This window comes from Brevinematia bacterium, from assembly GCA_039630355.1.
In the GTDB taxonomy this organism is placed as follows: domain Bacteria; phylum Spirochaetota; class Brevinematia; order DTOW01; family DTOW01; genus SKYB106.
Genome location: JBCNVF010000046.1, coordinates 1 through 5,316 on the forward strand (window position 1 = coordinate 1; position 5,316 = coordinate 5,316).

At 38.1% G+C, this 5,316-nt stretch carries 7 protein-coding genes and 3 tRNA genes; 2 read left to right on the top strand and 8 right to left on the bottom strand.

The genetic code is table 11. The annotated features are described in order from the left end of the window. Nucleotides 1–232 precede the first annotated feature (232 nt). A tRNA-Val gene (locus ABDH28_03470) sits at nt 233–306 on the top strand. Nucleotides 307–310: 4 nt separating this feature from the next. Further along, nucleotides 311–384 (top strand) — tRNA-Pro (locus ABDH28_03475). Between the two features lie 10 nt (nt 385–394). On the opposite strand, the gene queG is transcribed toward ABDH28_03475, so the two are convergent. The 8 genes from queG to ABDH28_03515 all read right to left on the bottom strand — a co-directional run. Continuing rightward, complete coding sequence (gene queG, locus ABDH28_03480; GenBank protein MEN2998080.1) at nt 395–1,432, bottom strand: tRNA epoxyqueuosine(34) reductase QueG; 1,038 nt, start codon at nt 1,430–1,432, stop codon at nt 395–397. A 32-nt stretch (nt 1,433–1,464) separates the two neighbouring features. Continuing rightward, nucleotides 1,465–1,701 (bottom strand): KH domain-containing protein, encoded by a 237-nt coding sequence (locus ABDH28_03485; protein MEN2998081.1) that lies wholly within the window; start codon nt 1,699–1,701, stop codon nt 1,465–1,467. A 25-nt stretch (nt 1,702–1,726) separates the two neighbouring features. Further along, nucleotides 1,727–1,969, bottom strand: a complete 243-nt coding sequence (rpsP, locus tag ABDH28_03490; GenBank protein MEN2998082.1) for a 30S ribosomal protein S16 — start codon at nt 1,967–1,969, stop codon at nt 1,727–1,729. Nucleotides 1,970–2,254: 285 nt separating this feature from the next. Next, nucleotides 2,255–2,791: a hypothetical protein gene (locus tag ABDH28_03495; GenBank protein MEN2998083.1), complete on the bottom strand. Its 537-nt coding sequence runs from the start codon at nt 2,789–2,791 to the stop codon at nt 2,255–2,257. A gap of 37 nt (nt 2,792–2,828) precedes the next feature. Then, entirely contained in the window at nt 2,829–3,953 is a 1,125-nt protein-coding gene (locus ABDH28_03500) for a DegT/DnrJ/EryC1/StrS family aminotransferase (protein MEN2998084.1), read from the bottom strand. Nucleotides 3,954–3,955: 2 nt separating this feature from the next. Next, nucleotides 3,956–4,111, bottom strand: a complete 156-nt coding sequence (rpmG, locus tag ABDH28_03505; protein MEN2998085.1) for a 50S ribosomal protein L33 — start codon at nt 4,109–4,111, stop codon at nt 3,956–3,958. A gap of 13 nt (nt 4,112–4,124) precedes the next feature. Next, nucleotides 4,125–4,197, bottom strand: a tRNA-Thr gene (locus tag ABDH28_03510). A 149-nt stretch (nt 4,198–4,346) separates the two neighbouring features. Beyond that, nucleotides 4,347–5,316 (bottom strand): lipid II flippase MurJ (locus ABDH28_03515; protein ID MEN2998086.1); only part of this gene is annotated, 970 nt, incomplete at its 5' end.

The following is a 5,316-nucleotide window of genomic DNA, read 5'->3' on the forward strand; positions in this document are numbered from 1 at the left end:
TAAAGTTCAAAATCATGTAAAGGCGGTGAGTCGTTTGGAGTTTCTGGTACCAATAAAGTCTAAATTTTTTTGTGTGGTGATTGTTATTTTTATGGGCTTGAGGATGAGAATATCTGTTTTTGTTCACCTAAAAGTATTAACCATACCTACGTAACTTCAAATTCTGGAATTTATTGGGGTGTGGTGGAAGATTGAATTTGGGGTGGTGGTGGTTTTATAATAATGTTATAGAGGGCGGTTAGCTCAGTTGGTTAGAGCGCCACTTTGACGCAGTGGAGGCCAGAGGTTCAAATCCTCTACCGCCCAATGTCGGGATGTAGCGCAGCCTGGTAGCGCACACCCTTGGGGTGGGTGGGGTCGCTGGTTCAAATCCAGTCATCCCGACATCCTTCTTTCAAAGATTATCCAAAGCCCACTTTGCAGTAGCTGAAATTACTTCGTCAGTGTCTTTGGAGAGTAAGTATATCTCCTCTTTCAAACTTTTTGCACCGTTGTTTACTGCGGTTATAATTGAATTTCTTATAAGTCCTCTCCTACCAGCTCTTAAGAAAGCTTTTCTCTTAAAAAGTTTCCTAAATTGGTTACTACTAGAGATTCTCATCACCTCTCTTAGGTTAAGAAATGGCGTTACGTTCAGGCTGAATTCTTTTATTCTCGGTTTGGTTGCCTTGGAGTTGAGGGATCTGTTGAAGGGACACACTTCCTGACATACATCGCAACCAAAGGTCCAGCTTCCCATCTTACAGGCTATGTCCTCAGGAATCATTCCCCTATATTCTACAGTAAAATATGATATGCATACACTTGCGTTTAAAACATAGTCCCTTAGAGCTTTCGTAGGACATGAGGTAACACACTTACTACAACTTCCACATCCTTCCTCTAGTTGCCCTTCATCAGGTTCTAACTCAATATCTGTAAGGATCTCTCCTATGAAGAAAAATGAACCTAGCCTAGGGTGTACAATGCAGGTGTTTTTCCCTTGAAATCCTAGGTTGCCTACTACCGCAAAGCCCTTTTCGTATAAAGGGGCTGCTCCTGAGAATACTCTATACCTAAATTCTTTTGATGTTTCCTTTTTTAGTCTTTCTACAACTTTAAAAAGTAGTGTCTTGATTACAAAGTGGTAATCTTCTCCCCAAGCATACATCGCAACTTTGCCATATTCTTCCGATGGTAGGTCAAACCTTGACGGATTGAAGTAGCTAGCACCTACGAGTATCACACTCTTTACCCACTCCTCTGTTAGCAAAGGATTGAACTTCTTTTCCAGAGATTTCCTAAGGTATTCCATTTCCGCATTAAGTGACGATGAAAGCCACGTTAGGTATTTACTCTTCAGATCAGATTTTAGCAAAAGTGAGAGAGGAGAAACTACAGAAACTAGATCAAAGCCTTCTTCAAGTATTAGGTTTTTTATTAGGTCTTTCATTAAAAGTCCCGAGCGCAAGGCTCGGGAATAAATTAGTCAAGGATTTCAAGAATAACTCTTCTTCCGTTTTTGACAGCGATTGCACTTACTATTGTCCTGATAGCTTTTGCTATCCTTCCCTTCTTGCCAATGATCTTCCCGATGTCTTCAGTCTTAACCTTAAGCTCAAGGATTGTAGATTTTTCCCCTTCAACAACCTTGATGGAGATATCTTCAGGATAATCAACTAACGCCTTGACTATCTGTTCAACCAATTCTTTTTCCTTCATAAACCACCTCTCTAAAAGTTATTTTCTACTTTAGTAATGCCGAGAAATTATTGTAAAGTCTACTAACAGTAGCTGAAGGTTGTGCTCCAACGGAGATCCAGTAATTATACCTAGTTGTATCAATATGAAGCTTTTTACCCTCCATTGGAGCATAGTGACCTAAGCTCTCAATATAAGCACCGTCTCTTTTCTTCTTAGAATCAACTACTACTATCCTATAATACGGTCTATGTTTGGAACCAAACCTCATCAATCTTATTCTAACCATAAATTCCTCTTAGATCAGTTTTCTGTAAGGATTATAAAAGTGTAAACGGGTAGTGGTCAAATTCAAGAAGACGTACACGATAAAGTCTAAAGTTTGTATTAAGTGTGGTCTTTTTTTGTTTCTTTCGTAGTCCCTATCGGGACTAGGCAAATGGAGTATTTTCTCAATAAGTAACAAAGGCTTGATGTGAGGTGAGATTCTACAGTTGATGAGTGTTACAAAACTGAGAGATTGAGCTGACAGAAGCTTAGTGTAAAGCTTAACATAATGCAACGTTTGCAATGGCTAGAATCTTAGGTTTTGCTCAACAAATTCTTTATACTTTATATGATCCTCTACAGCAACGATGAGTGGAATGATTATAGAGCTTGCTATAATGAAGGACCACTGTTGGGTATTAAGGCTTCTGGTAAAGTCTCTGTAGTTGTAGAATGAGACTTGTTCCATCAGAAACTTTGTCACCATATATGTTGTTGGTATGGAAACCAAAAGTATTATTTCGTATCTCCTCTCAAAACTTAGGAAAAATGGTTCCTTTTTAAGGTCAAGGGATTCTTCAAATTCAAGAGATACTCTTAGAGATTTTCTTTCTTTAAGCTCAATGGGTGTAAGGAGATTGGTTCCTGAAAAATAAAAGTTTGTCTTAAACTGCTGATTTTCTAGCTGTCCTAGTAGCTCGTAAAATGAAATCTCATTTGTTTTAGGTTCTGAAGGTTTATCTTGCAACTGTAAGTTGGTGAGTATTTCTTTTTTTCTCTCTTCTCCATAAGTACTTGTCCATATGAAAGTTAAGATTAAAACTGCGACTATCTTCCTCAACATATGTAGAATTATAACGACATGGTGGTCAAAGTGCTAATTATGGTATTGTCTTGAAGAATTTTGTTATTTTCTCTACTACATAGCTTATTTCTTCTTCACTTAGTTTGGGAAAGATCGGGAGTGATAGAACTTCTTTGGAGGCTTTTTCTGTGGCTGGTAGACTACCTTCCTTGTAACCTAACTCTGAGAAACACTTCTGTAAGTGTAGAGGTAGAGGATAGTAGATTTCGGAACCTATGCCGTTTTCTGCTAGAAACTGTTTTAGTGCATCTCTATACTTGGGCACCCTTATAGTGTATTGATGGTATACGTGCTTTGAGTTTTTTGTTTCTTTGGGTGTGAATAGTAGTTCTCTGTTTTCAAGTTCAGAGAGAAGCTGTGAATAGGTATTTGCTATTTTTCTTCTTTCCTCATTATTCTCGTTTGTTCTTCTAAGTCTTATGTTTATATAGCAAGCTTGAATCTCGTCAAGTCTTCCGTTTATTCCTATGTATTCGTGGTAGTATCTTTTTTCGGAACCGTGAACCCTGAGGATTCTTAACTTTTTTGCGATTTCTTCTTCGTTAGTTGATATTGCCCCGCCATCTCCTGCTCCGCCTAAGTTTTTGGTTGGGTAGAAGGAGAGGCAACCTGTTTTTCCAAAGCTTCCCGTTTTTTTACCATTGTATTCGGCACCTATTGCTTGTGCATTATCTTCTATAACGTCTATATTTCTTTCCTTGGAGATTCTTATGATACTCTCAATTTCGCAAGGATTACCGTAAAGGTGGACAGGTATGACACATTTGGTTTTTGAAGAGATTCTTTTTTCTACCTCCTCGGGGGTTATATTGTATGTTTCTATGTCTATATCGGCAAAAACTGGGATAGCTCCTAGCCTTGAGATACAACTTGCCGTGGCGTAAAATGTAAAAGATGGAACAATTACCTCATCTCCAGGAGAAACACCTATAGCCATAAGAGACAGAAGCAGAGCATCGCTTCCCGATGATACACCTATAACATCCTTTACTCCTAGAAACTCGGTTAAGTTCTTCTCAAGTGACTGAACATGTTTTCCTAGGATAAAGCTCTGATTGTCAAATATTTGTTCAATTTCTTTTAGAACTTCTTCTTTTAAGAGTTTATATTCTCTTTTTAGGTCAAGAAGGGGAACGTTCATAATTAGGCTTTCCCTTCCTTGTGTGGGGTCCTTTTGTTGCATTTTGGACAATATTTTTTTAGTTCTAGCTTTTCTCTTTGTAGTTTTTTGGATTTTTTTGTATAGTAATTTTTGCTTTTACATTCTTGGCATATCATTGCAATAACATCAGTAGCCATATAGCCTCTCCAATGAGCCCAGGATCGGACTCGAACCGACGACCTCTTCCTTACCAAGGAGAGGCTCAACTGACTGAGCCACCCTCAGGTTGAAAAAATTATAAACGATAGTTCTCAGTATGTTTCAATTTGCCTTCAAGCTCTTCCCTAGCTTAGCTAACAGGTTCAAGTTTCCATTAGGTGCGTAGAGAAAGATTCTAGGTTTTTTGTTTGCTTACTTCGGATAGGTTGTGTATTAATGGTTTCTAGCGTACAATGTTTTCATACGTTTAGCAAGGTATCTTGCGGTCTTTATTCCCATTATATATGCTATGAATACTGTAAGCGTTAGGGAAAGGAGAATCTTGGTAGCTGTTATAAGGAAAGAAAAAGTGTAGTTGCTACTGACCGGTATCAGATTTATCAGGAAGTTTATCGTGAAAGATGAGAAAATACTTATTATTGTGACTTTTATTCCTTCGTAGAGTATATCCTCTTTATTGCTGATGTTACGATGTTCTACTGCTATTATAAATGCGAGAGAGGCAAAACTGCTGATCACAAACGCCAGTGGTATTCCTAAGTATGATCTAAGAGTTATGAAGATTATGGTATTTGCTAGGATATTCATTACAACGCCTATTATTGAGCTAATTAGTGGGGTTCTAGTGTCTCTTCTGGCGAAGCTAATTCTGGAAAGAAGTGAGCTTAGTGATAGCAGGTAAGTTGCTATTGCATAAATTGAGAATAGCTCTTGAGTCAGTTTTAGTGCCAACGTGGAGTATTTCCCTTCGCTTCCAAGGAATATTCCAGATATATCTCTGTAAATCATTCTAACAATGTCATAGCTTAGAATGACCATAACTGTGGTTATGGGAATGATGAGAAAATTTAAAACCTTCAAACTTTGCTCTGAGAGTTTTCGGAAGTTATCAATTTCGTTTTTTGAAAAATGTTCTGATAAAGCTTTCAGTCCAACTATTGATACAGCAACGGAGAACATACCTATTGGCACCTGAACCAAAAGATAGGCGTTTGTGCTTGCTGCGACAACTCCGTCAAAGAAGGAGCCAAAAAACCTGGATACTATACCGTTGACCTGGACCACTAGTGAAAGAAGAATGACGGAGAAAAAACCACCTATAAATGATCTTATGTAAGAATCAAATCTGAGGAACTCCCTCAGGCTAATATGGTTTGATTCTTCAGAACTTTCTCTTTTTAGA

What these genes read in the sequence shown, in the direction of transcription:
- queG (MEN2998080.1), bottom strand. Translation starts at nt 1,432, where the DNA reads ATGAAAGACCTAATAAAAAACCTAATACTTGAAGAAGGCTTTGATCTA.
- ABDH28_03485 (MEN2998081.1), bottom strand. Translation starts at nt 1,701, where the DNA reads ATGAAGGAAAAAGAATTGGTTGAACAGATAGTCAAGGCGTTAGTTGAT.
- rpsP (MEN2998082.1), bottom strand. Translation starts at nt 1,969, where the DNA reads ATGGTTAGAATAAGATTGATGAGGTTTGGTTCCAAACATAGACCGTAT.
- ABDH28_03495 (MEN2998083.1), bottom strand. Translation starts at nt 2,791, where the DNA reads ATGTTGAGGAAGATAGTCGCAGTTTTAATCTTAACTTTCATATGGACA.
- ABDH28_03500 (MEN2998084.1), bottom strand. Translation starts at nt 3,953, where the DNA reads ATGAACGTTCCCCTTCTTGACCTAAAAAGAGAATATAAACTCTTAAAA.
- rpmG (MEN2998085.1), bottom strand. Translation starts at nt 4,111, where the DNA reads ATGGCTACTGATGTTATTGCAATGATATGCCAAGAATGTAAAAGCAAA.